The organism is Flavobacterium sp. ACAM 123 (assembly GCF_000264055.1).
Classification (GTDB): Bacteria; Bacteroidota; Bacteroidia; order Flavobacteriales; family Flavobacteriaceae; genus Flavobacterium.
In genome coordinates, this window is record NZ_AJXL01000051.1 from 1 (window position 1) to 26,392 (window position 26,392).

At 36.2% G+C, this 26,392-nt stretch carries 19 protein-coding genes and 1 tRNA gene; 12 read left to right on the forward strand and 8 right to left on the reverse strand.

All coding sequences use genetic code 11. The features are described from left to right. Nucleotides 1-153: 153 nt before the first annotated feature. Nucleotides 154-1,332, reverse strand: coding sequence for an acyl-CoA dehydrogenase family protein (locus A3SG_RS0110605; protein WP_016990000.1), 1,179 nt, complete (start codon nucleotides 1,330-1,332; stop codon nucleotides 154-156). Between the two features lie 450 nt (nucleotides 1,333-1,782). On the opposite strand from A3SG_RS0110605, the gene A3SG_RS0110610 reads away from it, so the two are divergent. Then, entirely contained in the window at nucleotides 1,783-2,310 is a 528-nt protein-coding gene (locus A3SG_RS0110610) for a hypothetical protein (RefSeq protein WP_029596740.1), read from the forward strand. Beyond that, entirely contained in the window at nucleotides 2,291-3,079 is a 789-nt protein-coding gene (locus tag A3SG_RS0110615; protein ID WP_016990002.1) for a TlpA family protein disulfide reductase, read from the forward strand. The genes A3SG_RS0110610 and A3SG_RS0110615 overlap by 20 nt, the downstream gene beginning before the upstream one ends. A gap of 57 nt (nucleotides 3,080-3,136) precedes the next feature. Here A3SG_RS0110615 and A3SG_RS0110620 read toward each other — a convergent pair whose 3' ends face one another. From A3SG_RS0110620 to A3SG_RS0110630, 3 genes are all read right to left on the reverse strand, one after another. Beyond that, the gene (locus tag A3SG_RS0110620; RefSeq protein WP_029596741.1) at nucleotides 3,137-3,844 is read right to left on the reverse strand and encodes a tRNA1(Val) (adenine(37)-N6)-methyltransferase; all 708 of its coding nucleotides are present in this window, start codon (nucleotides 3,842-3,844) and stop codon (nucleotides 3,137-3,139) included. Nucleotides 3,845-3,987: 143 nt separating this feature from the next. Further along, nucleotides 3,988-4,512 carry a ribosome maturation factor RimM gene (gene rimM, locus A3SG_RS0110625; protein WP_016990004.1) on the reverse strand — a complete coding sequence of 175 codons (525 nt, stop codon included), beginning with the start codon at nucleotides 4,510-4,512 and terminating at the stop codon, nucleotides 3,988-3,990. A gap of 14 nt (nucleotides 4,513-4,526) precedes the next feature. Then, nucleotides 4,527-5,099, reverse strand: a complete 573-nt coding sequence (locus A3SG_RS0110630) for a 30S ribosomal protein S16 (protein ID WP_016990005.1) — start codon at nucleotides 5,097-5,099, stop codon at nucleotides 4,527-4,529. Nucleotides 5,100-5,298: 199 nt separating this feature from the next. Here A3SG_RS0110630 and A3SG_RS0110635 point away from each other — a divergent pair, with 199 nt between their 5' ends. Both A3SG_RS0110635 and A3SG_RS0110640 read left to right on the forward strand, forming a co-directional pair. Further along, nucleotides 5,299-5,784, forward strand: coding sequence for a DUF6252 family protein (locus A3SG_RS0110635; protein ID WP_016990006.1), 486 nt, complete (start codon nucleotides 5,299-5,301; stop codon nucleotides 5,782-5,784). 147 nt (nucleotides 5,785-5,931) lie between these two features. Beyond that, on the forward strand, nucleotides 5,932-6,294 hold the full coding sequence (locus A3SG_RS0110640) for an RNA recognition motif domain-containing protein (RefSeq protein ID WP_007137132.1): 363 nt from the start codon (nucleotides 5,932-5,934) through the stop codon (nucleotides 6,292-6,294). A gap of 339 nt (nucleotides 6,295-6,633) precedes the next feature. Here A3SG_RS0110640 and leuB read toward each other — a convergent pair whose 3' ends face one another. The 4 genes from leuB to leuC form a co-directional block, all read right to left on the reverse strand. Beyond that, nucleotides 6,634-7,695 carry a 3-isopropylmalate dehydrogenase gene (gene leuB, locus A3SG_RS0110645; protein WP_016990007.1) on the reverse strand — a complete coding sequence of 354 codons (1,062 nt, stop codon included), beginning with the start codon at nucleotides 7,693-7,695 and terminating at the stop codon, nucleotides 6,634-6,636. 134 nt (nucleotides 7,696-7,829) lie between these two features. Next, nucleotides 7,830-9,425, reverse strand: coding sequence for an alpha-isopropylmalate synthase regulatory domain-containing protein (locus tag A3SG_RS0110650; protein WP_016990008.1), 1,596 nt, complete (start codon nucleotides 9,423-9,425; stop codon nucleotides 7,830-7,832). A gap of 137 nt (nucleotides 9,426-9,562) precedes the next feature. Further along, the gene (gene leuD, locus A3SG_RS0110655; RefSeq protein ID WP_016990009.1) at nucleotides 9,563-10,159 is read right to left on the reverse strand and encodes a 3-isopropylmalate dehydratase small subunit; all 597 of its coding nucleotides are present in this window, start codon (nucleotides 10,157-10,159) and stop codon (nucleotides 9,563-9,565) included. Nucleotides 10,160-10,243: 84 nt separating this feature from the next. Further along, nucleotides 10,244-11,647, reverse strand: coding sequence for a 3-isopropylmalate dehydratase large subunit (gene leuC / locus A3SG_RS0110660; RefSeq protein ID WP_016990010.1), 1,404 nt, complete (start codon nucleotides 11,645-11,647; stop codon nucleotides 10,244-10,246). A gap of 969 nt (nucleotides 11,648-12,616) precedes the next feature. On the opposite strand from leuC, the gene A3SG_RS0110665 reads away from it, so the two are divergent. From A3SG_RS0110665 to A3SG_RS0110700, 8 genes are all read left to right on the forward strand, one after another. Further along, nucleotides 12,617-12,931 (forward strand): hypothetical protein, encoded by a 315-nt coding sequence (locus A3SG_RS0110665; RefSeq protein WP_016990011.1) that lies wholly within the window; start codon nucleotides 12,617-12,619, stop codon nucleotides 12,929-12,931. 14 nt (nucleotides 12,932-12,945) lie between these two features. Continuing rightward, nucleotides 12,946-14,385, forward strand: a complete 1,440-nt coding sequence (locus tag A3SG_RS0110670) for a proton-conducting transporter membrane subunit (RefSeq protein ID WP_029596742.1) — start codon at nucleotides 12,946-12,948, stop codon at nucleotides 14,383-14,385. Then, complete coding sequence (locus A3SG_RS0110675) at nucleotides 14,382-16,751, forward strand: DUF2309 domain-containing protein (protein WP_016990013.1); 2,370 nt, start codon at nucleotides 14,382-14,384, stop codon at nucleotides 16,749-16,751. The genes A3SG_RS0110670 and A3SG_RS0110675 overlap by 4 nt, the downstream gene beginning before the upstream one ends. A 404-nt stretch (nucleotides 16,752-17,155) precedes the next feature. Beyond that, complete coding sequence (gene dnaE, locus A3SG_RS0110680) at nucleotides 17,156-21,694, forward strand: DNA polymerase III subunit alpha (protein WP_016990014.1); 4,539 nt, start codon at nucleotides 17,156-17,158, stop codon at nucleotides 21,692-21,694. A 272-nt stretch (nucleotides 21,695-21,966) separates the two neighbouring features. Then, nucleotides 21,967-22,884 carry an outer membrane beta-barrel protein gene (locus A3SG_RS0110685; protein ID WP_029596743.1) on the forward strand — a complete coding sequence of 306 codons (918 nt, stop codon included), beginning with the start codon at nucleotides 21,967-21,969 and terminating at the stop codon, nucleotides 22,882-22,884. A gap of 327 nt (nucleotides 22,885-23,211) precedes the next feature. Continuing rightward, nucleotides 23,212-23,529, forward strand: a complete 318-nt coding sequence (trxA, locus tag A3SG_RS0110690; RefSeq protein WP_016990016.1) for a thioredoxin — start codon at nucleotides 23,212-23,214, stop codon at nucleotides 23,527-23,529. Nucleotides 23,530-23,691: 162 nt separating this feature from the next. Continuing rightward, nucleotides 23,692-24,621 (forward strand): DUF58 domain-containing protein, encoded by a 930-nt coding sequence (locus A3SG_RS0110695; RefSeq protein ID WP_016990017.1) that lies wholly within the window; start codon nucleotides 23,692-23,694, stop codon nucleotides 24,619-24,621. Between the two features lie 86 nt (nucleotides 24,622-24,707). Beyond that, nucleotides 24,708-24,781 (forward strand) — tRNA-Asp (locus A3SG_RS0110700). Nucleotides 24,782-26,392: the final 1,611 nt, after the last annotated feature.

Genomic DNA, 26,392 nt, shown 5'->3' on the forward strand with positions numbered 1-26,392 from the left:
CTAATAATCGTCCTTCGTTTTTGTGGCTACAATCGTGCTGTTGATATCTTAGAATGGTACATAGATCTGTATTTTACTAGTAAAGAATAAAAGCTTCTTGTTTCCAAGAAGCTTTTTTATCAATTTTATAGATACTTTAATAGTCGTTTAATATTACTTAAAAGCAGGAATTCCGGTAATATCCATACCCGTGATCAATAGATGGATATCATGTGTTCCTTCGTAAGTGATTACGGACTCTAAGTTCATCATATGGCGCATGATTGAATAGTCTCCAATGATTCCCATTGCTCCTAATATTTGTCTAGCTTCGCGTGCAATGTTAATTGCCATGTCGACATTGTTTCTTTTGGCCATAGAAATTTGGGCGGTTGTAGCTCTTCCTTCATTTTTTAAAACACCTAGTCTCCAAGTCAGTAATTGTGCTTTTGTGATCTCCGTAATCATTTCAGCTAATTTCTTTTGTTGTAATTGTGTCCCGGCAATCGGTTTGTCAAACTGAATGCGTTCCTTAGCATAGCGAAGTGCAGTGTCATAACAGTCCATAGCCGCCCCAATAGCGCCCCAGGCAATACCGTAACGTGCAGAATCTAAGCAGCCGAGAGGCGCTCCTAATCCAGATTTATTTGGGAGTAAATTTTTTTTTGGTACTTTTACATTATCAAATATTAGCTCTCCTGTCGATGATGCGCGAAGTGACCATTTATTATGCGTTTCTGGTGTAGTAAAACCTTCCATACCGCGTTCTACAATTAAACCGTGAATCCTACCCTCTTCACTTTTTGCCCAAACAATAGCTATATCGGCAAACGGCGCATTAGATATCCACATTTTAGCACCATTCAACAAATAATGATCTCCCATATCTTTAAAGTTGGTTATCATACTTCCTGGATCGGAGCCATAATCAGGTTCGGTTAAACCAAAGCAACCCATAAATTCACCAGTGGCTAGTTTTGGTAAATATTTCATGCGTTGTTCTTCATTACCATATTTCCAAATAGGGTACATTACCAAAGATGATTGTACAGATGAGGTAGAACGAACTCCAGAATCACCGCGCTCAATTTCTTGCATAATCAGTCCATACGATATTTGGTCTAAACCAGCACCTCCATATTCTTCAGGAATGTAGGGACCAAAACCCCCAATATCTGCTAACCCTTTAATAATTTGTTTTGGGAATTCTGCTTTTTGAGCATATTCTTCAATAATAGGAGAAACTTCTTTTTTTACCCATGCACGAGCTGAATCACGAACGAGTTTGTGTTCATCTGTGAGTAAATCGTCTAAGTTATAATAATCAGGAGATTGAAATAAGTCTGGCTTCATGATTTTGCTAATTTATGTGTCACAAAGTTACACAAAGGAATATAACAAAACGATTAACAATTGTTATATCTTTCTATATTTGATTTGCTTACTCATGCAATTTAATTGTAAAGTACAACGAAAGTTTGAATTAAATGGGAAACTGAGGGAATTTAGGTTTTGTTTAAAAGATTTTTTTTACATTTTCAAATAAAAATCTTTAGTCACTTCAACATATTCTGGAGTGTAAATATGTCTTGAAGTTTCGGTGATTAATTCGTCACTTAAAAAATCTGTACTTTCTGTAATCACAGTTTTTCAACGATTCGTTCGACCTTGAGGTTTTTCAGCTTAATGTTATTCAGATATAGATTTTTCGAGTAATTGACTAGTGCAAATTTTGCTATTTATCTCTACCTTTGCGGGTATTTAAAATTAAAATTTTGTTAACTAAAAAGTTGTTTTTTTACCATGATGACAAGCCTTCAGAGAATTACTTTAGTGTTATTTTGTTTTTTCTTAAATCTTGCTGCAAGTCAAACAAAGCAAATAAAATTAAAGTTAACGAGTAATCCAGATACTTTTAATTTAAACGAATATCAGTCGGATTTAAGACCGTTGTCCTATACTGATAATTTTATAGGGATTCCTGAACTTGATTCCTTAAAATTTCATTTCGTAGCAATGGATTATGTGCAATATGCGTATGACATGTATAAAGATCATAAACTGGAGAAGACTAGAGCACTTGCCTACTTCAAAAGATTAAAAATAGACACACTTGCACTATCGCATAAGAAAATCAATCAAGAGCTAATCGTGCTTATTGGTTTTAAGAAAAATAAGCAAGTATTAATTGCTGATACCAACAAGAATAAGGATTTTAGTGACGAAATTAAATATGAATACAACATATTACCAAATGCTGACGAGGCTTTGATTAAAAATTATTTGCCTTCAATTTATAAATTCGAATATTTTGATAATAAAAAATTATAAATTTGAACGAAAGTTTGTTTTAATTCCTGATAAGGAGAATGAAGTATCCCAAAAGATCGATAAAAAAGATATTCCCTACTTATCCTTTCTTAAATTTGTAGATGCTTGGGTAGGGAAAGCGGATGGTTATGAGTTTTATTTTTCTGATTTCTATGCTAAAAGTAAATTCTATGTTAAAGATAAAAACACTAATTTTTCGAAAGATTTTGTTTTTAATAAGCAGTTTAAGTATTCTTTCAATGATACAATTGCTATAAATAATTCAAATTACACAATTATAAGACAATTGAAAATGGATTCATTGTTTCTAAATTTGGTCAAAAAAGGGTATGTCGAACGATTTACAATTGGGAATATGATACCTTTAAATTATACTTTTAGAGATTTGTACAATAATAATTTTGTTCTTAAAGATGCGTTAAAAGATAAGGATTTTTTGCTTTTGGAATTTTGGGGCACTTGGTGTGGTCCTTGTGTTAAATTTTATCCACATATCAGAGAATTTTATGATACAAACGAAAAAAAAATAAATATTCTTGGTGTCGCTGTTGATAATTCGAATGAAGAAGTATTAGAATATGTAAAGAAAAATAATGTAAAATGGCAACAAGCGTTTATGAAATTAAATGATAGTAATACATTCATAACACAGCTTAATATACAAGCATATCCAACAATCGTTTTGATAGATAAAAAAGGTCAAATTACTTTTGTTGGTGCAGGAGACTCTTTGTCTTTAGGATTGATTGGTAAAATCATAGCCAAATAGGTTTTGGTTTTGGATCATATTCATTTTAATAAATTTGATTTTTGAGTTTGCTGACAATTACATTTTCAAATAAAAATCCTTAGTCAGCGTGATGTATTCTGGAGTACATACGTGTCTGGTAATCTCGATAATTAATTCATCAATAGGGAAGTCTGTAATTTCGTTTCGGCTAAAAGCCAACAGGCTTCGTTTGATTTCGGTAGTTGGAGTTCCTTTTACGCGAGTGATTTTTATAGGATAAAGCTCCATTTCTTTGGCTAAGGCCAAAAACTTTTGTTCTTCTTTAAACGGAATAATAACAGCGAATATTCCGTTTTCGGAAAGCAATAAATCAGCAGCTTCAATTAAATCCTCAAAAGGCATCGCATCTTGAAAACGGGCTAAATCGCGTTGTTCACATTCTGTTTTATAGTCTTCGGTATAAAATGGAGGATTGGAAATAATCAGGTCGTATTCATCTTCGGGCTCTTCAACAAATTCATCTAAACCGGCATGAAAGCAGAATAAGCGATCGCTCCAAGGAGATTTTTCAAAATTATCCATTGCTTGTTCGTAAGCTTGTTCGTCAATTTCTAAAGCATCAATTTGTTCGGCATTGGTTCTTTGTGCTAACATTAAAGCGATGATCCCTGTTCCAGCTCCAACATCTAAAATACTGAATGGGTTATTTGTTATTGGCACCCAAGCACCAAGTAAAACGCCATCAGTGCCAATTTTCATAGCACAACGATCTTGCTGTATTGAGAATTGCTTGAATGAAAACATGATGATTTACGATTGTAGATTTACGATTTTTAATTTCGGATTTTTTGTAAATGCTGATTTATTGGATTTCAATAAGTAGTATTGTAAAATCAAGTTTTTGATTTTATCGATTAACCGAATAAACAAATAACCGATTAAACCTTTTAAAGGTACATTTCGATTAAACCCACGGGCAAATCCATGATCACTTTTTTGTTTTCACGGTCAATTTTGACAAGGAAATGGTCAATCATTGGAATAAGGATTTCTACTTCGCCGTTTAAAACTTCAAAAAGGGGTTGAGAAGTCGTGTCATTTATAGATACGATTTTTCCAACAATACCAAGGCGTTTGTCTTCCACTTCAAAACCTATAACTTCGTGATAGTAGAATTTGTTACCGCTAAGCTTAGGTAACATTTTTAGCGGAAGGTAGATGTCGTTACCCATAATGGCGTCGGCATCTTCTTCGGTGTTCATGTCCTCAAAACGAATTCTTAGAAAATCGTTTTTATGTAAAGAGCTGTTTTCAATAAAAAAAGGAACCAAGTGTTTGTTGCATTCAACAAACACTGATTCCAAGTTTTCGTATAACTCTGGTTCGTCCGTATCTAAATAGGCAAGAACTTCCCCTTTAAAACTAAACTTTTTGGCGATTTTGCCTAAATAGAAACAATCTTCTTTATGCATCTTCGCGGATAAATTTATGCTTGAGTTTCTTCGTTGTTTTCTTCTGCAGCAGGAGTTTCTTCAGTTGAAGTTTCAGCTTCAACGATTTCAACAATTTCTTCAACAGCAGGAGCGGCAGCGGCAATAGCATCCGCTTCAGCTTTAGCTGCAGCAGCTAAACGTTTTGCGTTTACATCTTGTTCTGCTTTGAAAGCTTTGGCTTTAGCATCAGCTTGCGCTTTTGTTAAACCGTCTTTTTTAGCGTCAACTGTTCCAGTTTTAGCTTCTAACCACGTAGCTAATTTTGCATCAGCTTGTTCTTGGGTTAAGGCACCTTTACGAATACCACCATCAAGGTGATGTTTCAATAGAGCTCCTTTGTAAGAAAGAATTGCCTTAGCAGTTTCTGTTGGTTGAGCACCATTGTGCAACCATTTAACCGCACTATCCAGGTTTAAGTCGATAGTTGCTGGGTTTGTGTTTGGATTGTAAGTACCGATTTTCTCTAAGTATTTACCGTCTCTTTTTGAGCGAGCATCTGCTGCTACAACCCAGTAAAAAGGTTTTCCTTTTTTACCGTGTCTTTGTAATCTAATTTTTACTGACATAATCTAAATGATTAAATTTTGAGGTACTCGACCTCTATTAATTAAGGCTGCAAAGATATGCTATTTATTTTAATATACTAATCGGTTGTTAGTATAATGAATGAGAATAGGTTATACTGTTTTTGGCCGTATTTTATTTGGAATAACTGGGTATATTTATCCATAATAGTATACTTTTGTTTGTTTAAACTCGCATTTTATGAAAAAATCTTTTCTTTTTATTATCGTGTTTTTTACCTTAATTTCCTGTGAGGAAGACGTAAGATTTAATAATCCTTCATTTCAGGGAGTAAAAGACAACGTTTTTTGGAGAGCTAATGTGTCCACGGCTTCTCTAGGTCCTAATGGATCTCTAGTGATTGAGGCCTATTCAGGAAACGAAATGATTACGTTGAAAACTACTTCAGCTGCAGTGGCTATTTATTTTCTGGGAACTAGTGTTTCAAAAACTGCCGTTTATATCCTAAAAGATATTAATGGTACAGTAACTTATGCGACTGGTTTTGGAAAAGGAGATGGTCAGATTGTAATAACAGAATATGACATTGTAAATAAAACAATATCAGGTGCGTTTAAATTTAATGCTGAAAATAGTGACAGTAACTCTTTGGCAGGACCTGTTTTAAATTTTCAACAAGGAGTTTTTTATAAAGTACCCATAATTGCACCTGTCTTAGCAAATTAAAAAGGAACGAATATTATGCCTTTTTAATTGTCGTTTCTTTTCGTTTTGTCATGGAAGTGTAAATAAAATAAAAGCAGAAATATCCTTATATATAGTGTGTTATAAAATAGTTTAACTATATTTGTTTAATATTATAAATAAGTACATATGAATATTTTTGTTGGAAGCCTTCCATTCAGTATTGAGGAAGCAGATTTAAGAGAGTCTTTCGAGGCTTATGGTGCAGTTGATTCTGTAAAAATTATTACTGATAAATTTACTGGAAGAAGTAAAGGATTCGGTTTTGTTGAAATGACAAATGATGATGAAGCTCAAAAAGCGATTGATGAATTGAACGGTGCAACTGTTCAAGGACGTGCAATTGTAGTTAACAAGTCTGAGCCAAAACCAGAAGGAGAAAGAAGAAGTTTTAACAATAACAGTCGTGGTGGTGATTCACGCGGTGGTTATGGTGGTGGAAACAGCCGTGGTGGAGAAAACCGTGGTGGTGGAAACAGAGGAGGGTATTAATACCTTTTTCTACAACTATATAAAAAAGGTGTCAATGAAATTGACACCTTTTTTATTTGATTTAAGTCTTGTAAATAATCGTTATTATGAAGTGAACAAAAAAGATTTATTTAGTGTTTAGATTGTAATTCTTATTTTGCAGAACTGGAGTAATGAGTCACAAAGATGCAGACAGTTTTATATTTATTTTGTGTTGTTTTTTGTCCAGAGATTTTTTTGAATCGGATTATCAATAACTATTTTGAGAACTTTTGCTATTTTCTTTGTGTCTCTTTGCGAAAGTTCATAAAAAAAGTCGCTTAATTTTACTGGCAGCTTTTAGTCTGTTTTATTTTAAGATTACAAGTTAGCAACTAGCCAATCACCAACATCACTTGTTTTATACGCTGTTGCTCCTTTGGCAGCTAAGTCCTCTGTAACAATTCCTTGTTCCAATGACTTGTTTACTGCTGCTCTAATGGTGGCGGCCTCTTCGTAAAGTCCAAAAGCATCTTCAAACATCATGGCTGCCGATAAGATAGTGGCCAATGGATTAGCAATATTTAATCCTGTGGCTTGCGGGTAAGAACCGTGAATCGGTTCGTACAAAGAAGTATGCTCTCCAACAGATGCTGAGGGCATTAACCCCATAGAGCCTGAGATTACAGATGCCTCGTCAGTCAATATATCTCCAAAAAGATTTTCTGTAATTAAGACATCATAGGAGTTAGGCCATTGCACTAATCGCATGGCTACTGCATCTACAAATTCATAACTTACGGTTATTTCAGGATAGTCTTTTTCCATAGCTTGTACTGTTTCTCTCCACAAACGGGATGTTTCCAATACGTTTGCTTTGTCAACACAACATAATTTTTTAGTACGAGTCATTGCTAGTTCAAAACCTTTTTTGGCTAAACGTTGTACTTCTGCTCTAGTGTAGGTACAGGTATCAAATGCGGTTTCGCCTCCGTCGAGCCTTCCTTTTTCGCCAAAATAGATTCCTCCTGTCAATTCTCTTAAGAAAACTAAGTCGGTTCCTTCGATACGTTCTCTTTTTAAAGGAGAGTTATCGATCAAAGACGGGAAGGTGAAAGTAGGTCTTACATTAGCAAATAAACCTAACTTTTTACGCATTAGCAATAACCCTTGTTCTGGTCTTACCTTAGCTGTTGGGTCGTTATCATATTTTGGGTGTCCGATAGCTCCAAATAGCACAGCGTCTGCAGCCATGCATATTTCGTGCGTTTCATCAGGATAAGGAACTCCAACGGCATCGATTGCACAAGCGCCGGTTAAGGCTGGCCTCCAAATGATTTCGTGATTGAACTTTTTTGCAATAGCATCTGAAACCTTAACGGCCTCATTAATCACTTCAGGTCCGATTCCGTCTCCTGCTAACAGTGCGATAGTGTATTTCATTTTTTATAGGTTTTTCCTGCCCCTCCCCTCCGAAGGAAGGAAAGTTTAGACGATATGAATTGTGTTTATTTTTTTTGTTATGAGTCCATGTAGTTTATTTTCCGATCATCAAAAATAGATCGATATAACTTTTTCTAAGACATTCTTGGCGACGTTGAATTTATAAAAAATTGTATCTCATGTTCTCCCTCTGTTCCGGCGAGGGTTGGTGTAGGGATCACGTTCAGCATTTTTTGCGTTGCAACGATTGCTGCTACAGTCTGATCAGAGTCTAATCCTCGTGTTTTAAATTCCTTACCATTGATGGTCCAAGTGATAATGGTTTCGCATAATGCATCAGAACTACTTCCTGGTGGTATTCTTACTGCGTAATCAATCAATTTTGGTAATTGAAGTTCCTTACTTTTATATATTTTTGCCAATGCATTCATAAACGCGTCAAATTGTCCATCTCCTTGTGCGTGCTCTTCAATAACTTCCCCGTCTATTTTTAAACATAGGGTCGAGGAAGGTCTTAAACCCTTCGCATGAGAGAGTACGTAAGACTCTACTTTTATTTTTTCTTCATAGGTATGACTATCCAGTACATCAGAGATAATATAAGGTAAGTCTTCCCGAGTAACAGTTTCTTTTTTATCTCCTAATTCAATAATTCTTTGAGTAACTAATTTTAGATCTTCCGCATTAAGCTTCAATCCTAACTCTTGAAGGTTTTTTTCAATATTAGCCTTACCCGAAGTTTTTCCTAAGGCGTACTGGCGTTTTCTGCCAAAACGTTCGGGAAGCAAGTCGTTGAAATACAAGTTGTTTTTATTATCTCCGTCAGCATGAATGCCTGCTGTTTGTGTAAACACATTGTCTCCTACGATTGGTTTGTTAGCAGGAATTCGATACCCCGTAAAAGTTTCTACTAATTTACTAACTGAGTAGAGTGAGGATTCTTTGACATTGATTTTTATCTCAGGCAAGAAATCATTGATTACAGCAACCGTGCTTTCAAGAGGTGCATTACCAGCGCGTTCTCCCATTCCGTTTACCGTAACATGCAAGCCTTTTATACCTGCTTTTATCGCTTCCATCACATTGGCGATACTTAAATCGTAATCATTGTGGGCGTGAAAATCAAAATGAATATTTGGATACTTCAATGTTATTTTCGAAATAAATGCAAAGGTTTGAGAAGGAATAAGGACGCCTAATGTGTCAGGTAGCAGTATTCTTTTGACCGGTTGAGTAGACAAAAAATCTAGGTATTGAAATACGTAGTCTGGCGAATTTCGCATACCATTGCTCCAGTCTTCTAGGTAGACGTTGGTGGCAATGTTGTTTGCTGAAGCTAAAGCTATTGTTTGGGCAATTTCGGTAAAGTGTTGTTCTGGCGTTTTTTTTAATTGATGCGTTAAATGATTCATTGAGCCTTTTGTCAATAAATTTTGAACTTTAGCGCCTGCTTTTTTCATCCATTCGATAGAAAGACCTCCGTCTACAAAAGTTAAAACTTCGATTCGGTCCTCGTATCCTTTGGACGAGGCCCAGGCCATAATCCCTTTTACGCCTTGAAATTCGCCTTCGCTCACTCGTGCTGACGCGATTTCGATTCGATCAACATTTAATTCTTCCAGCAACAATTGTGCAATGGTTAGCTTTTCTACAGCAGAAAAGGACACCCCTGAGGTTTGTTCACCATCGCGGAGTGTCGTATCCATTATTTCAATTTTTCTTTTTTCCATTTCTAAATTTGATGCTAATACGATTGTGGGTTTAAGGATTAAGAATCGTACAATTAGACTTTATAAAATAATAAAAGAAGTTACGTAGAGCAACACTAAAGTTGAAGCCAGAGTAACTGTGTTTTTATAGGTTGTTTTTAGTAAGGAAGTTCATTTGCAAACGCTACTACTTCCTCTTTTATGTTTTGTAGATAGTCAATATCATCAAATCCGTTAATCATGTTGTCTTTTTTGTAACCAGAAATGTCAAAAGATTCTTTTTCTCCAGTTGCTTTCAATGTGATGGTCTGTTCTGGTAGATTGACTTCTAATTCCGTTTTAGGATCTGTTTCGATAGCCTTGAAAATGCGATCTGCAAATCCAGCACTCACCTGAACAGGAAGTACCCCAACATTTAAACAGTTGTTTCTAAAAATATCAGCAAAAAAGCTAGAAACCACGCATCTGAAACCATAGTCGTAAACGGCCCAAGCAGCATGTTCTCTTGAAGATCCAGAGCCAAAGTTTCTTCCACCTACAAGGATTTGCCCGCCATAAGTAGGGTTGTTTAAAACGAAATCTGATTTTGGAGAATCGTCATTATTGTATCTCCAATCACGGAAAAGGTTATCGCCAAAACCGACACGTTCGGTTGCTTTCAGGAAACGAGCGGGAATAATTTGATCCGTATCTACATTTTCTATAGAAAGAGGGACTGCTGTGCTGGTGAGAATATTAAATTTATCGTAAGCCATCGTAATTGTTGTATTAGCTTCTCAACCCTCAAGTGGGCAAAAGAGCATCTGTTAGTTTGTAATTTTTTATTCACCCTGCGGGCGTTAGAGTGTTTGAATCAACGCTCTCGGATCTGTTAAAACTCCTGTCACCGCAGCGGCAGCTGCCATAAACGGACTAGCTAATAACGTTCTTGAACCAGGCCCTTGGCGTCCCTCGAAATTCCTGTTAGAAGTACTTACCGCATATTTTCCTGCTGGGACCTTGTCATCATTCATCGCTAAGCAGGCAGAGCATCCGGGTTGACGTAATACAAAACCGGAGGCAGTTAATATATCAAGAATTCCTTCTTCTTTTATTTGTGCTTCCACAACATGCGACCCTGGAACCAGCCATGCTGTAACGTTATCTGCTTTTTGTCGGCCTTTTACAATCGATGCAAAAGCTCTAAAGTCCTCAATGCGGCCGTTCGTACAACTTCCTAAGAAAACGTAATCAATTTGTTTTCCTATCATGGCTTCTCCCTGGTGGAAACCCATGTAGCCTAATGACTTAGTATAAGTTTCTTCTCCTTCAACAACATCTTTTGAGTTTGGAATACTTTTAGAAATCCCTAATCCCATTCCTGGATTAGTTCCGTAAGTAATCATTGGTTCAATGTCAGAAGCGTCAAAGTTGATTTCTTCATCAAACTTTGCATCCGCATCTGTTTTTAATGTTTTCCAATAGGCTACGGCTGTATCCCAATCGTCGCCCTTTGGAGTATACAAACGTCCTTCCAAATAATCAAACGTCGTTTGATCTGGAGCAATCATTCCTCCGCGAGCTCCCATTTCGATACTTAAATTACAAACGGTCATACGGCCTTCCATAGTCATGTCTTCAAAAACTTTTCCTGCGTATTCCACAAAATAACCAGTAGCGCCTGAAGTCGATAGTTGTGATATGATATAAAGAGCAACATCTTTTGGTGTAACTCCTAATTGAAGGTCGCCAGCGACGTTAATAAGCATTTTTTTAGGTTTCGGTTGCATGATACATTGCGTAGAAAGTACCATTTCTACCTCAGATGTACCAATCCCGAAAGCAATAGCACCAAAGGCACCGTGTGTAGAAGTATGTGAATCTCCGCAAACGATAGTAGCACCCGGTAATGTAATTCCGTTTTCAGGACCCACAACGTGAACGATTCCGTTTTTTGTGTTTCCTAATCCCCAATGGCTAATCCCGTATTCTTTGGAGTTTTCTTCTAACGCTCGTAGTTGGTTAGCGGATAATGGGTCTTCAACGGGTAAATGTTGGTTTATGGTTGGGGTATTGTGGTCGGCAGTAGCAAAAGTACGCTCTGGGTATAAAACCGAGATGCCTCTTTCTTTTAAACCTAAAAAAGCAACAGGACTGGTGACTTCATGAATAAAATGGCGGTCAATAAAAAACACATCCGGTCCATCTTTAATTTTACGCACCACGTGCGAATCCCATACTTTATCAAATAATGTAGTGCTCATTTTACTGTTTTTTAATTATATTTTTTCTTTTACAGCCCATAATTTTTGTTGCGGCTGTAACTTAAGAAGCAAATTTAGAAAAAGAAAGAAAGGGGCCAATTTAGATTATTCCTTATATACGATGCCCAAGCCGCTTTTAGGGGCCTGTGCAGCTTCGTTTTACTTGTTTGTAATTTTGTAACACTTTTTTATTTCTATTTTTATTTTGCGTAGATGTGGTTTATGCCATAACTTTTGTTGTTTTGTTAAATTATTTATCTGGCATATATGGACTTTACATGACCACTATCATTAGGAATACTGCAATTAGAAATCAATTTAATAGAATATTTCGCAGAGATCGTTACTTTTTAAATTCAGAGGACGCGTTTTTATATTCTTTTTCTACAGTGGAAAGACTTGTTTTGTAACTGTTTTTTCAGGTATTAATTTTGGGGAAATACTACGACGTCCAAATAATTTAGAAGTGGCTCTTTTTTGGATTTGATTCCTATCAAATTCTAGATTGTGATATTGGGAAGCCCTTTTACTGGTATAATCGGAAAGCCGTTATTTTTTAGTTTATTCTTCACCAAAATTAAAGGAATAAAAAACCTCTTAACCCAGAGGAGCCTCTTGTTCTGCAGATTAATTAGTACTGATTCTGTTTTTTTCTGTGCCAAAACGTAGTAGATGAAATATATTTCCAACTATCATGTTGGTTGCTCAGCGGAGTTTACGATCAATTATAGAAGTAGTTTTAAACAAGTTTTTTTCATCTCTGTCGATACGGCAGGCTAAATAAGCTGGAATTACTTTAAAGCTTTTTTAATACACCATTTAGTTGTTTTTAAAGAATATTTGCACGTGGCTCAACACGCATTACATAAATATTGTTTATGTATTGTATAACAAATATAAATAAAAATTTATGAATATAATGTATAATATTTGTACCAGATTTAAAGTCTAATCATTAATAACGCAGCTATGGATACAAATGGATTAACAAGACCGGAAAAAATTAAGCAAAAGTTTCAATTGGTAAAAGGAGATTTTACTCCTACTGAAGCCTCAGATGTAATTATGTCTTTACTTGATGAAAAAATCAATTTTCATCAAAAGCAAAGGCTTCAAAACTGGGAACAAAACCACAAGAGCAATTCAGATGAAATAGATGAACGTATCAATCAGCTTGAAGAAGAAAAGCAAGCTGTCAAAGATTTTATTGCTGAAGCTAGAAATCTTAAAAGTAATTTAAACATCAATGGGATTCTTGAAATCACAATTGTAGATAATCAATAACATAAATAAAAAAAATGGTATTAAAAAATCACCTACCCCTATTCCTCAACAAGATAACCAACTACTTATTATGGTTATTGTTTATAGGTAATCTGACTTATTTAATATACAATTTTCCGACGATTCCTGAAATTTATTTTGGGGATATTTTGAGAATTAATGGCTTTACGATACTTATTTGGACACTTGTAACGTTCTTTAGTGCGATTATTAGTAGCTATGGGAAAAATTATTTGAAAGGGTTTGAATATCACTCTAAATTTTCACTGTTGTGCTTAGGGTTTACTTTGTCGATCATAGTTTTTGTAATGTCTAATCATGTGTTACTTGTAGTATCGACGTGGTTGTTAATGGGTGTTTTTATGTCTCAGCTGATAGGAGTAGATTCGCGATGGGGTGAAGCGAGAGAAGCATCAAAATTTGCTCTAAAGTATTTTGTAGCGGGTAGTCTGTTCTTAAGTGCAGGAGTATTATTGTTGGCTTTTCATACAAAATCTCTTACCCTAAGTGGGATGATCTCCAAGCTAAGTAACGTACCTGAAAGCATAACCCTTGTTGCCGGTTTGTGCATCATCACGGCCGCTATAATTCAATCAGCAATTTATCCTTTTCATCGCTGGTTGCTTTCTGCTATGACTTCACCAACGCCAGCTTCGGCATTGATGCATGCCGGTTTTGTAAATGGTTCAGGAATTTTATTGGCCTTATTCTCCACCGTTTTATTTGCTTCGAATACGTTAATTATCCTATTTATTATTGGAGGTTTGACCGCAGTTATTGCCCAATTCACAAAGCTTCTTCAGGTAAATGTGAAGCAAAAATTAGCCTGTTCCACCATTGCTCAAATGGGTTTTATGATTATGCAGTGTGGTTTGGGGTTTTTCAATGCGGCCGTTGTTCACTTACTACTTCATGGGTTTTATAAAGCCTACTTATTTCTATCTACAGGAGAGGAAATAGGGTATTCGAAACCGCAAAAACCAACAGCCATTAAAATTAAACCGTTACAAGCTATAATTGTACTTTTCGTTGGGATTCTAGGCGCTTTTCTATTTGCGTATTTGACAGGTAAAGGAACTGAATTAAATAGTAGTATTTTTCTAACGCTTATTGTCGCCATTACTGTTGGTCAAGCTACCTACAATATTGTTAAAGAACAAAGTCTAAGCCTGTTCCAAAAATCATTTTTGCCTCCACTTTTATTTGTTTGTGGTATGGTAACCTATGCGGTAATCTACAAGGGAGTAACGATACTAATGAGTGATATGCCAATGGTAGTTGTGCCGTTATCATTATCTGTAATTGAAATAGCGTTTGGTTTCCTTTTCTTAGCTGGCTTTTTTATAATGAAGTTAGGTATCTACCGAAACTATCCATGGCTCTATGCTAAATTGTTAAACATATCTCAACCCTACAAAAAAACTGTTTTAATGTATAAAGCGAAATCATTATGATAAATCTAACCATTCAAAAAAGTATAGAAGAAGCATCTCAAGTTGTAGGAAAGACATGGCCTTTGTATTCTTTTGTAACTTCGAATCCGTTATCAGGTTATGAGGGAATGCCTTTCGAAAAAGCAGTAAAACAGGCACGAAAATTTCTTAATGCGAATGTGTTTCCAGAATCCATGGTATTCCGTCAAGCATGGGAAAAGGGTGAAATTGATAAAAAGGTACTTTTAAAATTACTTGGAGAAAAACAACTGTTAGAATCTCCCGAGTATTATTTACAACAAATGGCATCTCATAAAAAAAGCGATGTTAAAAACAGCCAACATGATTTAGATAGAATAATGGCAAAATGGCTTGCCGCTTTTATGGATGAAGGTTTGGCAGAATGGGAAATGCCCAATAAAAGCGAAGGGTTTTATAGTGCTTGGCGCAAACTGGCGGTATATGATACTGATATGCCCAAAATGGCTATTGGAGAAATTCCAAAAACAAAAACGGAGGCACTAGCTGCAATGATGGATGGTTATTCCTCAACTGATTTCACTAAAATATTTACATACCACTTAGCCGCATTACCAGGCTGGACGGGATATATAAATCACCGAAATACATATGATTCACAATGGCAACAAGAATATCCTATCACGTTAGAAGATTATTTAGCGGTTAGGTTGTGGGTGGCTAAAAAAATAGATGCTGAAATTTATCCGGAAGATAATGAAACTGCAACAACTTTATCCATATCTAGTTTGCAGTACATTTGGTTAAAAGCATGGGAAAAAAGCTGGCAAAATGAACTTGTAGAAGTATTAGATAACCAACAAATAAGTAGTTCAACAGAGGAAAAAGAGCAACAAGTTCCAGATGCTCAATTGGTGTTTTGTATCGATACTCGATCAGAGTTAATACGAAGACATGTAGAGAATAAAGGACATTACGAAACGTTTGGATATGCTGGGTTTTTTGGAATTGCGATGGATTATGAAGATTTAAAAGATGGATTAACACGCAAATCCTGTCCCCCTATTTTAAACTCTGCCTACCATGTTTCAGAAATTCCGCAAGAGAGGCATATTGAAAAAGTACAAGCATACAAGCAAAACAATGACGTTTCAAACTTTAAGGACTATTTTCTAAAAAGAATGAAAAATATGCTTCCTTCTGCCTTTGGTTACGTGGAAGGTGCGGGATTCTTTTATGGAATGTCTTTACTAGCTAGAACAATTTTACCGGGGTATTTATATCGGTTTAATCAGAATAATGCAGCAGATTATGAATCTATTTTTGAACCGCAGATTAGGAATACGTGTACTCCCGAACAGACACATGTTGATATTCCTTTGGCAGAAAAGGTAGCGATTGTAAAAGGTGCTTTTGATTTAATGGGGTGGGAAAAACTTGCCCCATTAGTACTCTTTATAGGTCATGGAAGCCAATCTGCAAACAATCCTTTTGGGTCTAGTTTAGATTGTGGCGCCTGTGCTGCAAGTCCTGGTAGACATAATGCAAGAATGCTCGCTAAAATAGCAAATATCCCAGAAGTCCGACAAGCCTTGAAAGAAAATCACGGCATTGAAATTCCAGCTAGTACTATTTTTATTGGAGGAGAACACAATACCACTACAGATGAAATACTACTTTTCGACTCAGAGATGCCAGACTCTCATAAAAACCAATTGCAAAGGTTGAAATTAAATTTGCTAAAAACGCAGCAAACGGCAACTCAAGAAAGGCTGGCTATTGCTAATAAAAGTGTTGCTTTGGCTAATAAAAAAGCGAATAACTGGAGCGAAACTAGACCTGAGTGGGGCTTGGCTAAAAATGCAGGTTTTATTGTTGGGTCGCGAGAATTAACAAAATCCAATAACTTGGACGGCCGTTGCTTTTTACATTCCTATAACTGGGAAAAAGATAAAAGCGGGAAAGCACTAGAAGCCATTATGCAAGGGCCTATGGTGGTAACACAATGGATAAACAACCACTATTATTTTTCAACGGTTGATAATGAAGTTTTTGGTGGAGGTTCAAAAATAACCCATAATATTACGGGTAAATTTGCTGTGGTACAAGGCAATGGAGGAGATATTAAGATGGGACTTCCTCTGCAATCTGTGATGGAATCAGATGTAGAAATGTACCACCAGCCACTGCGATTATCTGTCGCTATACAAGCACCGTTAGCAAGGGTAAGTGATATACTATTAAGAAATGTACATCTTAAAAGTTTGCTTGATAATGAATGGATTTATTTAATGGTTATGGATCCATTAGATGGGAATAAAATACATCAGTATCAACAAGATGGCAATTGGGGTTCTACTAATCAGAAAAGTATCGTTAGCAATGTAATTGAAATGATCGCTGTTTAGAGAAGTACCACCGTATAAATAAAGCCGTTTCATAATTTGAAACGGCTTTTTTATTTTTATCAATGTCTTTTTACGCTAGCAGAAAAAATAAGATCTGCTAACTTCATTACTACAAGAGGAATAAAGCCTGTTTTTTTAAAACGTATAAAGTTGAATAGGGAAAAAAATAGGTCTAAACACATACTTGCAATTTGAATTTGATGCGTATCGAAAACGTAAATTCTATTTATATTTCTTTTGATTGTTGATAACTTACCTCATTATTTTCCCTAAAAAAACCTAAATTTGAAGTTCAATTTTTACGACTTTTACTAATTTTAACGTGTTAAAAACCAGTTAAATGCACGGTCTTGATCTAAAGATTTAGACTCCCTCCCCTCTGGGGAGGGTTGGGAAGGGGACTTATGTACTTAATATTCGATACCGAAACTACAGGATTACCAAAGCGTTGGGACGCGCCCATCACCGATACGGACAACTGGCCTCGTTGCATACAAATTGCATGGCAGCTGCATGATGATATGGGGAAACTCGTGGAACATCAAGATTATTTAGTAAAACCCGATGGATTCAATATTCCGTATGACGCGGAGCGCATTCATGGTATTTCGACTGAATTAGCAGCAGAAAGCGGAATCTCCTTAGCAGAAGTTTTAGAGAAATTTAATGAGGCGCTGGGTAAAGCTAAATTCATTGTAGGTCAGAACCTAGGTTTTGATTTGAATATAATGGGTTGTGAATTTCATCGTTTGGATGTGGAAAGTACAATGAGCAAAATGCCCGTTCTCGATACTTGTACAGAAGTGACCGCTTCATTATTAAAATTACCTGGTGGTCGTGGAGGTCGATTTAAATTACCCACATTAACTGAATTACATAGTTACCTTTTTAATAAAGCATTTGGCGAAGCGCATAACGCAACTGCCGATGTTGAGGCTACGACGCGTTGTTTCCTAGAACTGGTTAGAAGAGAGAATTATACAAAAGAGCAACTAGATGTGCCCTCTGGTTATTTTCAAGAATTCCAGAATAAAAACCCAAGAGAGATTGCTCTAATAGGGTTAAAGCATATCAACTTAAAGGAGGCTTCTGATGCCATTCGGCAACAGTTTGGGGAAAAACAAACGGCAACGGTTTCGAAGGCAAAGCTTTCAGAAAATAAAAAAGTACTTGTTGATACAGATTTTGTGCATTTACACAATCATACCCAATTCTCCGTTTTACAGTCGACAATTAGTATTCCGCAACTTGTTAAAGCCGCTTCAAAGGAAAAAATGCCTGCAGTTGCCATGACTGATCATGCAAACTTAATGGGTGCTTTTCACTTTGTTCGTGATATCTTAAACCATAATAAAGCGGCTGAAGCCAAAAACGCAGCATTGATCGAAAGCGGTGTAGAACCTACGGAGGTTCCCATGAAACCTATTGTGGGCTGTGAGTTTTATGTTTGTGAAGACCACAAAGACAAAACTCGTAAGGATAACGGATACCAAATAGTACTTTTGGCGAAGACCAAAAAAGGCTATCATAATTTGGCTAAAATGTCTTCAATAGCCTACACTCAGGGTTTTTATTATGTACCCAGAATTGATAGGAAAGTCATTCAGCAATATAAAGAAGATATTATTGTACTGTCTGGAAATCTAAATGGAGAAATTCCAAATAAGATTTTGAATCTTGGTGAAAACCAAGCTGAAGAAGCTTTGTTATGGTGGAAGGAAGAGTTCAAGGAAGATTTCTATATGGAGGTGATGCGTCACAATCAAGAGGATGAAAACAGGGTGAATACCACCTTGATTTCTTTAGCTAGAAAACATGAAGTAAAAATTGTGGCCACTAACAATACATTTTATATAGACAAAGGAAATGCCAATGCACACGACATTTTGCTTTGTGTGCGTGAAGGCGAAAAACAAACTACACCAATAGGCCGTGGCCGTGGATATCGCTACGGCTTGCCTAATCAGGAATACTATTTCAAGACAGGGGAGGAGATGAAAAAGCTCTTTACTGACTTGCCTGAAGCGATTTGGAATTTATCAGAGATCGTGGATAAAATTGAAATTTACAATTTAGCACGAGAGGTTTTATTACCCAAATTTGATATTCCAGAAGAGTTTTTCGTTGCAGAAGATGCTGTTGATGGAGGAGTTCGCGGAGAAAACGCCTATTTGCGACATCTTACTTATGAAGGAGCAAATAGAAGGTATCCTGAAATTACAGAAGTAATAAGGGAACGCTTGGATTTTGAATTACTGACTATTTCTAATTCCGGTTATCCGGGATATTTTCTTATCGTACAGGATCTTATTGCCGAAGCGCGAAGTATGGGTGTTTCAGTAGGACCAGGGCGTGGATCAGCAGCAGGATCAGTAGTGGCTTATTGTTTGAAAATTACAAACATTGACCCTTTAATGTATAACCTACTTTTTGAGCGTTTCTTGAATCCTGATCGGGTGTCATTACCCGATATTGATATCGATTTTGATGACGAAGGACGAAGTAGTGTCATGGATTATGTAATCAGAAAATACGGTTCAAAACAGGTGGCTCAAATTATCACTTATGGTAAAATGGCGACTAAGTCAGCAATTCGTGATACAGCTCGTGTACTAGATTTGCCTTTGTTTGAAGCCGATAAAATCGCAAAATTAATTCCGGGGATGATGCCTGGAAAATGGAATCTCGCCCGATTTTTAAGTGAAGATGAAGCCTTAATAAAAAAAGCGGTTCGTCCAGAAGAGTACGATAAAATAAAAGAATTAATCGCTCTGGCAGGGGAAGACGATTTAGGAGGAGAAACCATTCAGCAAGCTAAAGTGTTGGAAGGAAATTTAAGAAATACGGGAATACATGCCTGTGGGGTGATTATTACGCCAAGTGATATTACAGATTTTGTTCCTGTGGCTACCGCCAAAGATTCGGACCTGTATGTCACACAGTTTGACAACTCCGTGGTAGAAACTGCAGGATTACTAAAAATGGATTTCTTGGGTTTGAAAACCCTAACTCTTATTAAGGATACGGTTAAATTAGTAAAATACAGAAACGGCATCGATCTCGATCCAGATGCTTTTCCTATCGATGACGTAAAAACATATGAGCTTTTCCAACGTGGAGAAACGGTGGGGATTTTTCAGTATGAATCTGCAGGAATGCAGAAATACATGAAGGAATTGAAGCCAACCGTTTTTCCGGATTTGATTGCCATGAATGCGTTATACCGTCCGGGACCGATTGCTTATATCCCGAGTTTTGTAAAAAGGAAAAACGGGGAAGAGGAGATTATTTATGATCTTGAGGCCTGTGAAGAGCTATTGAAAGACACCTATGGAATTACTGTTTACCAAGAACAGGTAATGCTTTTGTCCCAAAAACTGGCTGATTTCTCAAAAGGAGATGCTGATGTTTTGCGTAAAGCGATGGGGAAAAAGCAAAAAGATGTACTTGACAAAATGAAGCCGAAGTTTATTAGTCAGGCTGTTGCCAAAGGGCATCCAGAAGATAAACTGGAAAAAATATGGAAAGACTGGGAAGCCTTTGCTGAATATGCCTTTAATAAGTCGCACTCTACTTGTTATGCATGGATTGCTTATCAAACTGCGTATCTAAAAGCCAATTATCCTGCTGAATATATGGCTGCGGTATTGTCGAATAATATGAGTGACATCAAGCAAGTTTCTTTCTTTATGGAGGAATGCAAGCGAATGGGACTCGAAGTATTAGGACCAGATGTAAACGAGTCCCACTATAAATTTACTGTAAACGATAATTATGCGGTCCGTTTTGGGATGGGAGCCATAAAAGGAGTGGGAGCAGGTGCAGTAGCTACTATTGTTCAAAACAGAAAAGAAGGGAAGTACAAGTCTGTTTTTGATTTGACCAAACGTATTGATTTGCGTGCGGCTAATAAAAAAGCATTAGAAAACTTAATTCTCGCGGGTGGTTTTGATTCTTTTTCGGGCACGTTGCGTTCGCAATATTTTCATGACGATGGCGATGGAATTACTTTTTATGAAAAGGCGATTAGGTACGGCGCTAAGTTTCAAGAAAATGAGAATTCGTCACAAGTAAGTTTGTTTGGAGAAAGTAGTGATGTTCAAATTGCTGAACCAGTCATCCCTCCATGCGAGGATTGGAGTACTATGGAAAAACTGGCCAAAGAGAAAGAGGTAGTAGGAATCTATATTTCAGGGCACCCATTAGATGATTACAAGTTTGAGATGAAATATTTTTGTAATGCTAAGCTGGAAGCATTGAGAAGTCTAGAGCATCATGTGGGCAAGAACTTGACTTTTGGAGGTATTATAAATAACGTACAACATCGCATTGCTAAAAACGGAAAAGGCTGGGGGATATTCACCTTAGAGGGATATGACGAAAGCTATGAGTTTAAGATTTTTGGAGAAGAATACTTGAAGTTTCGTCATTTTTTTATTCAAAATAACTTCACCTATATGAAAGTATTGGTTAAAGAGGGATGGGTTAACCAGGATACTGGTAAAAGAAGTGAGCCAAGAATACAGTTCATGTTAGTACAATATTTGCAGGACGTATTGGATGACTTTGCAAAAAAACTAATTGTATTGCTTAATATAAGTGACTTGGATCCCGATTTTATTCATAAGTTGGGGCATCTTTTTTTCGAAAATAAAGGAGATAATCTAGTGACTTTTGAAATTATGGAATTAGAAAAAGTGAAAAAAATAAGGGAAGTTGCGCCAATTGTAATTGAAAAGGAAGAGGACGATTTTGTTGATGAGAATGATGCTATGGAAGTATCTGAATCCGCAGAGATGGAAACTGCCGCCACTGTTGTTGAAGTGGAGGAAATTAAGGTAGTTACTAAATTAACGATGGCCAGCAGAAAACTGAAAATAAAAATCTCCAACGAGTTACTGATGGAATTAGAAAAAATGCAGGTTAACTTTAAGCTTAATTAAAGTAGCTGTATGTAAAACAGGGGATGAGAATCAAAAAAATAAACGGGTGGATTGACCACTATAACGTTTGAAAAAATCCAACACTCATGAAAACTGCTTTTCATGAGTGTTGGATTTTTTTTGAAATTAAAATCAGTCTTATTTTTATATAACTATCTGATTTTAATATGCATGCATAATATTTTATTGCAAAGCTTGCTTTTATAGTAAATACCGAATAAAAATACAGGAAAATCATGTAGTTTTGGTGGTAACTAAAAAAATGAACAATCATGACAAAGAACCTATTTTTATTAGGATTAATGGCCTGCTCTATGACGATGATGGGGCAAACTGAAAAAAAAGAAAGCAAGACGGGAAACTGGTATTTTAAATTAGGATCATCTTACTTCACACAAGCTACCGCAACTGAATTCCCTACAGTTAGTGGGCAACAGCCAAATAGAGATGTTTATGTCGGAGGTAAATTAGTTTCAAGAGAGAGTATTACAGGTTCTTTCGGAGAAGGTTTTCGTTACGGTGGAAACGTTGGATACCGCTTTACAAATCGCTTAGGGGTTGAAATGGGAATTAATTACTACAATAGTAATAGTAAAAATATGGTTGAAACAGTCGATAGAGTGATCTCTGTTGCTGGAGGAGCGCCAACCTATCTAAACTTGACTTCAAATGGACGTGTGAAAGCGTTGGATTTAGCTCCTGCAGTTGTATTGTTTTTAGGAGAAGTAAAAGGATTTGAATCTTATTCTAAAGTGGGAGTTATTGTTCCTGTAAATGGAAAATTAGTGATCGAAACAACTCAGAATTATAATGGACCAGCAGTAGGTGGGAAAAGAACGATTGTTCAAGAGGATGAAGTTAAACCTAATCCTACAGTAGGGTTTTTAGCTGCACTTGGTACTTCTTATAAATTAGGTAAAAATTTATCGGCATTCGCGGAGGTTGAATACCGTAACTTTACAGTACATGGTAAGAGTAAAGAAACTACAAGGTATGCGGTTAATGGTGCAGACGCTTTAAGCACCCGAACGACAGCTGAGATAAACTCTAACTATGTTAAAACTTTAAACTCTTCGTCTAATAATGCAGAATTTAATACTGTGGATCCAGCTAGACCAACTGACGAACAAAGCTCATACATCAGTATTAGTGGAGTTGGTTTAACTTTAGGATTGAAATATAACCTATAATTTTAACAACCATAAATTATATAAAGACCTTCTGAAAAGAGGGTCTTTTTTTGTAATTATAGGTTGTAGAGTAGTACAGTTACCGTAGCCCTGATCGCAGCGGCATCCTTTTTATCCTGAACTTGTTTCAGTATAAAAAGATTTAGCGAAGAGCGGGAATAGCTTGTAATTATAAAAATACAATATTTAAATACAATTTTTATAAACATTGTCAATGCACTTATAATCAAAACTAATTTGTGGATAGTGTTTAATTTGGTTTTAATGCTTAAATTTGTAAATAAGTTTTGAATGAGATCAGAACTTTAAATTTTAAAGAAAAAAATTATGGCATTAGCAATAACAGACGCTACTTTTGAAGAAGTAGTTTTGAAATCAGACAAACCAGTAATGGTGGATTTTTGGGCAGCATGGTGTGGACCGTGTAGAATGGTTGGACCAATCATTGACGAATTAGGTACGGAATACGACGGAAAAGTTGTTGTAGGTAAAGTGGATGTGGATGCAAATCAAGAATTTGCCGCAAAATACGGTGTGAGAAATATTCCAACGGTATTGATTTTTCATAACGGTGAAGTAGTAGGGAAGCAAGTAGGAGTAGCTCCTAAGCAAACTTACGCAGATAGTTTAGACGCTTTGTTGTAATCAGTAGATTGCAATTTAAATAGAATTTTTTACAAATTCAGATTAAAGGTTTGGCGCAAGTCAAACCTTTTTTTTGTTTCAACTTTAATTTCGAACGGTTTTATATTGTGTTTCCTACTCTTTTAATTTTTAAATCAGTCAATCTTTTAATAACTTTGAAAGATGAAGATTGAATCGCAAATAGAAAAAATTTCGAGATTTCAACATCTTGAATTATTGGCAAATCAGGTTGTGGAAGGATTTATCTCCGGGATGCATAAGAGTCCGTTTCATGGATTTTCTGCTGAATTTGCAGAGCATAAAGTTTATAATGTCGGAGAAAGCACGAAGCATATCGACTGGAAACTATTTGCCAGAACTGATCGTTTGTATACAAAGCGTTTCGAAGAAGAAACTAATTTGCGTTGCCATATTATTATTGACAACTCCTCGTCAATGCATTATCCAAAGTTAAAAACAAATCAAGATTTTCACGAAAATAAAATAGGCTTCTCTGTTTTGGCTTCAGCGGTTTTAATGAACCTCTTAAAGAAACAGCGGGATGCAATAGGGTTGAGTGTTTTTTCAGATACGTATGAGTACTATGCTCCTGAAAAAGGCAGTGATCGCCATCACAGAATGATATTGAATGCGCTTGAAAACGTATTGGTAGCGCCGACGATCAAAAAAAGTACTGATACCATCAGCTTTTTGCACCAAATAGCGGAGAAAATGCATAGGCGTTCCATGATTATACTGTTTACGGACATGTTTCAATCTGGTTCTGGGGACGAAGCATTGTTTAATGCGCTGCAACATTTAAAACATAATAAACATAAGGTGGTGTTGTTTCACGTTGTAGATAGTAAAACAGAACTCAATTTCAACTTTGATAATACTCCTAGAAAGTTCATAGATGTGGAGACCGGTGAATCCGTTTCGGTTTTTTCCGATAATGTGAAGGAGGAATATGAAAAACAGGCTGCTTTGTACTTCAAAAAGTTGGCGGCAACCTGTGCTCAAAACAAGATTACGTACGTTCCAGTTAATGTCAGTGATAACTTCGAAAAAGTTTTACTGACATACTTAGCTGAAAAACATACCTTTGGATAATCAATTTAAAAAAAACTAGTTTTTTTAATTACAAACGCTTGTGTAGGTCGAAATGAATTGTATCTTTGCAACCGAAATAACGCTGAGGTCTGGTAGTTCAGTTGGTTAGAATACCTGCCTGTCACGCAGGGGGTCGCGGGTTCGAGTCCCGTCCAGACCGCAATATTGGGGAAAGCCTTTCTTAACGGAAAGGCTTTTTTGCCCCATCAAAGTATCTAAAATTAGTTGTGTTGTTTGGTCGAGTTGGTAGCAACGAGACCTGGTTTAGTAGTTAGACCAATGAAAAGCTTTCCATGATTCTGAATTTATTCAGAACCTACGGATGGCTTTTTTGATTTTAGAGCAAATCCTGTTTTTGAAATTTTTAGAAAAGGTGGGGGTTACTGATGAAGTCGAAAGCCAAATCAAGAGCAACGCTTGGGAGCTGGTCAAATAATTCAGTCAATCTACATACTGGAAATCGACTCTTCTGGCTCCTTTGATTTAATGTTTAAAGTTTTATATTAATTACTTTCTGTTTTCGATTTGATTTTGATGTGCATGAGTGTCATTTCAGCAGCGACCTTGGTGCGGCTATTATCAAAATCGTGTAACGTTGCCTGATAGCGCATTAGTATCATAGTAGATATTCTTATGAAATATTGGATCTCAGATGAGTTAGTTTTTCAAGTGATTTCGTCAATTGGTTATGATCATATGCTTTTTTTGTGATTTTGTAGATACGCTAGCATTCTCGTGCTAGGCTATAGTCCTTTTTAATAGTATGCAATAGAAGAAATAATGAATCATGATGTTCTCTTCATATTTATTCGTTCGATTTGGCACTTCTGTTTGCGGCTTGTTAAGTACAAGTGGTTTTGAAATCTATATGTAGAGAAAGTAATAGCTCTGGGATAATAATAAAGATTTTCCATTCGTACATAAGTAGCAGTCTTTTTTCAGGAGCTATTTCCTGCTATTCGTTACAATCTACCTCGCCGAAACCCGGCTTGGTAGGATTTCCACTGCTATCAGGGCTATGGAATTGGTATTTCGGGGCAAGTATTGAAGTAATTACCGTGATTTCGCAAGAAAAAGCATTTCTATGAGAAGCTTGACGAGCATTCTGCTAGGGGATAAATACGCTAAGCAAGTATAAAAACCATTCCATGCTCGAGTAGTTTCAGCAAACTAGGTCCATAAAGACATCTTTTCCAATATAGTGGGCGGTGGTGGGAAAAAAACTTTCTTGTTCAAAAGTCGTATTTCCAGCGAGTTAAACGTGACATTAAGAAAACATGAAAAAATAGTGAATTAAAAGTATTGTTTACCGCTATTAAGAGGTTACTTTCGCACCCGCAATAGCGAATAAGTTCATTAAAAGATTGACAGGTAAATAAGCGTTTATTCTTAGAATTCATATCTAAAAATAAATCAAAAAAAGCTTGTGAGATTTGATTTTGCTTATTACTTTTGCACTCCGCAAAACATGCAAAGTTCTTTGAGAGACTGGTAAGAAAGAGTAAAGAAATTGTAGATTTAGGTCTTCAAAAAAAACTTTAAATTTTTCTTGCGAGAAACAAAAGAAGTTGTACTTTTGCACCCGCTTCGAGAAACACGAAAAGTGATTATTGAGGTGAAAAAGATAAGAAGAACACGTTCCTAGACATATTGAATTGACAGCCGTTTTAAGAGAGATCTTAAGACAAAAGAATAAAGAGTAATAGAATCGAGAGATTTGAAAAAACCACTAGACCTTCAGTCAAAAATAAATAGAACTAAAGTAATTTAG

Coding starts and splice junctions, on each gene's coding strand:
- A3SG_RS0110665 (WP_016990011.1), top strand. CDS start 12,617: ATGGATACAAATGGATTAACAAGACCGGAAAAAATTAAGCAAAAGTTT.
- leuC (WP_016990010.1), bottom strand. CDS start 11,647: ATGAGCACTACATTATTTGATAAAGTATGGGATTCGCACGTGGTGCGT.
- A3SG_RS0110620 (WP_029596741.1), bottom strand. CDS start 3,844: ATGTTTTCATTCAAGCAATTCTCAATACAGCAAGATCGTTGTGCTATG.
- A3SG_RS0110605 (WP_016990000.1), bottom strand. CDS start 1,332: ATGAAGCCAGACTTATTTCAATCTCCTGATTATTATAACTTAGACGAT.
- A3SG_RS0110640 (WP_007137132.1), top strand. CDS start 5,932: ATGAATATTTTTGTTGGAAGCCTTCCATTCAGTATTGAGGAAGCAGAT.
- leuD (WP_016990009.1), bottom strand. CDS start 10,159: ATGGCTTACGATAAATTTAATATTCTCACCAGCACAGCAGTCCCTCTT.
- trxA (WP_016990016.1), top strand. CDS start 23,212: ATGGCATTAGCAATAACAGACGCTACTTTTGAAGAAGTAGTTTTGAAA.
- A3SG_RS0110650 (WP_016990008.1), bottom strand. CDS start 9,425: ATGGAAAAAAGAAAAATTGAAATAATGGATACGACACTCCGCGATGGT.
- A3SG_RS0110635 (WP_016990006.1), top strand. CDS start 5,299: ATGAAAAAATCTTTTCTTTTTATTATCGTGTTTTTTACCTTAATTTCC.
- A3SG_RS0110630 (WP_016990005.1), bottom strand. CDS start 5,099: ATGTCAGTAAAAATTAGATTACAAAGACACGGTAAAAAAGGAAAACCT.
- A3SG_RS0110695 (WP_016990017.1), top strand. CDS start 23,692: ATGAAGATTGAATCGCAAATAGAAAAAATTTCGAGATTTCAACATCTT.
- leuB (WP_016990007.1), bottom strand. CDS start 7,695: ATGAAATACACTATCGCACTGTTAGCAGGAGACGGAATCGGACCTGAA.
- A3SG_RS0110670 (WP_029596742.1), top strand. CDS start 12,946: ATGGTATTAAAAAATCACCTACCCCTATTCCTCAACAAGATAACCAAC.
- A3SG_RS0110685 (WP_029596743.1), top strand. CDS start 21,967: ATGACAAAGAACCTATTTTTATTAGGATTAATGGCCTGCTCTATGACG.
- rimM (WP_016990004.1), bottom strand. CDS start 4,512: ATGCATAAAGAAGATTGTTTCTATTTAGGCAAAATCGCCAAAAAGTTT.
- A3SG_RS0110610 (WP_029596740.1), top strand. CDS start 1,783: ATGATGACAAGCCTTCAGAGAATTACTTTAGTGTTATTTTGTTTTTTC.
- A3SG_RS0110675 (WP_016990013.1), top strand. CDS start 14,382: ATGATAAATCTAACCATTCAAAAAAGTATAGAAGAAGCATCTCAAGTT.
- dnaE (WP_016990014.1), top strand. CDS start 17,156: ATGTACTTAATATTCGATACCGAAACTACAGGATTACCAAAGCGTTGG.